This window comes from Candidatus Parvarchaeota archaeon (assembly GCA_016866895.1).
Taxonomy (GTDB): domain Archaea; phylum Micrarchaeota; class Micrarchaeia; order Anstonellales; family VGKX01; genus VGKX01.
Genome location: VGKX01000170.1, coordinates 1 through 2393, shown reverse-complemented (window position 1 = coordinate 2393; position 2393 = coordinate 1). Strand labels below are relative to the sequence as shown.

General features: G+C 48.9%; 2 protein-coding genes. One reads left to right on the top strand and one right to left on the bottom strand.

The genetic code is table 11. The features are described 5' to 3' along the window. On the bottom strand, positions 1 to 1284 hold a 1284-nt coding region (locus FJZ26_05565), incomplete at its 3' end, for a hypothetical protein (protein MBM3229875.1). Between the two features lie 123 nt (positions 1285 to 1407). Between FJZ26_05565 and FJZ26_05560 the strand changes: the two genes are divergently transcribed. Continuing rightward, entirely contained in the window at positions 1408 to 2301 is an 894-nt protein-coding gene (locus FJZ26_05560; GenBank protein ID MBM3229874.1) for a hypothetical protein, read from the top strand. Positions 2302 to 2393 lie beyond the last annotated feature (92 nt).

Sequence of the window (2393 nt, the reverse complement as noted above, 5' to 3'; positions counted from 1 at the left end):
AGGCTTGCCGAACTGTCTGTCCATCTCAGCTTTGAAAACTTTCAAAAACTCGTCTATTGTTCTGACTTTTTCCTTCCAGAGGGCTTTGAAAACCTCAACCATTTTGTTGGTAGCGTCCTTGTCTTTGATGCCCTCCGCGGCGCACACCTGCCGGGCAAGCTCTTCTACGCCTTCCTCGGTGCCTGCGCGCGCCCAATTCACTTCCAAGGCCTTGAATTTTGCCTTGCGCTTGTTGCTAAAAGCCTCTATGACTTTTATCGACTCATTTTTGTTTTCCTTTGCCAGATCAGCGCCCCAAAGTTTGATCAACCAATCCAGTTTATTTGTAATAAACTCCTTTTCAGCCTGGAGCATGTCAATGACATCGCCGACTCCTATAGAAATGCCCCGTTTTCTTGGTTCAATGCCATCCAGGCCATTAGGCTGTTCTTCTTTCTTCCAATAAGTTCGCAGCCACGGCCCAAACATGTATGCCATATATTCCGCAAGCATTTGTTCTTTCTTAACGTCCATTTTACCGCTTTCGATTTTCTCCAGAATTACAAGGGAATTTCTTTTCGTCAAAAACCAATTTTTGCTGTTGACATCCGACTCCTTTAGAAACAAGCCCTTGTCGGAAACTTCTGAAAAAGTTGCCAGCTCGCCATAGGCGCCTTCTTCGCCTCGCATTGTGGCAAGCGCATGGATAGCCTCGTGGAATCCCAAAGCAAAACCCATGGCAATTGCACCCTTATTATCTGGCTCTTTCATGTAAGATAGCGGAAAATCCAGGGATATTTGCTTCTTGCCACTGTCGAATGCGCCTCCGAAACTCGTGCCTTGACCACTTAGTATGTCAAGCGCATCTGGCAAACTTATACGCGAATATATCGGAATGCTTCTATGCTCGAGGCTGACCCCGTTGGTATTGGCAGCATATTTCTGGGCAAGCCATACGCCAAGAGTGGCGTACTTCAAGGTTGAGCTCTCTTTAGTCTGCTTGATAGCTTTCTGTATCGTGGATTTGTCGTATTTCCGGTCTGCATAGCCAGTTGGAAACTCAAAAATAATCCTGCCATTTTTCAAGTCGTTCTGAAATTGGACCGCTAGTTGCTTTCCGTTCTTTTCAAGCCAGGACAGGAAATCGTCAACGCATTTTTCGCCTTTTGGCTGGTATCTTGCCACCATATCGTAGATTTCCTTTGGGTTGAAAAAAGATGCCTTGAGAACGCCTTTGATTTCGAAAAAAGTATCTGCCTGCTTGAGCGGGGCTTTTTTCGGCACCTGCTTTAGCTTGTCGTCCATTTTTTGCTGCTCTTGATGTTTCAGCATTTCAGGCATGGGGAATTTGTGTTGCCAACACAATAAAAAGCGATGTCGCTTGCCCGCCTCCAAACGTTTATATATCAGGAATGGCACAAGAGTAGCATGCCAGAGGCGACCGGCACGCTTGAGGAAAGCAAGAAGCTCTATCACTCCTTAGAGGGAAAGCTGGACGAAGCGCTGGACAGGTTTGTTTCTATTTCTGACACCGGGAAGGGATTTTCGCGCGCTATGGAGAAAATTTCCGAGCAGATTGCAAGCGCTGAAAAAATGAAAGTGCAGATGACCGACCTTGCGCTCAACGAAACCATTGTGCTTGCAGACAAGGTGGAATCGGACCTTGAGGAGGCGGAAAAAATTGCCATTGGCGCTGCTCTTGCTGCCCGCGAGGAGGAATGGGCTGGCGAGCTTGAGGCTGCGCGCTCCTCGTTTGAGAGGATGGGCGCTTGCCTGAAGAAAATGAAGGCTGCAGGTGAAGAAGGAGAAGGCATGGAACTGAGAGGGGCAAGCCTGTCGTTTAGGAAGAACGCGAAACTTTGCAATGAGAGGCTGGCAAAGCTTGAGGAAATATTTGCATCGAAAAAGCATGCTGTTTATTCTGAGCTTAGGACTGCAAAAAAGCGAGTGCAGAAGCTGAAAGGAGATGTGGGCGCCGCATTTGAAGGGCTTGCCAAAAAGAGGCTGAGGAAAAAGACGCAGGAAACTGTAGAGGAGATTGCAGACTTTTTCAGGAAAGGCGGCGCTGGAAGGATTGTGCTTGACCACAAGCATTTGACTTTGACTTCGAAGGGACACCACCACAGGATGCCTTTCACACAGTCGGTGAAATTCGCGCTCGAGGAAATGCTGCCTATCGAGGCTTCGCCCACACGGCTCGGGAAAGGCGTGCTCATTTTGGGAAGCTATGAATCGGACGGGAACGGGACTGTGCTTCGGCTTGGCGAGAGGATGGTGGCTGGCGACACTGTGATTTACACGGAAAGGACTTACCGGCTCTAGGCGCACCGGCTCAGGGCCAGAACAGCCCCTTGGGCGGCGCGTATTTTCCGACCTTTACGCGCTGCTTCCCTTCTTTCAAGCCGGCAAAAAAG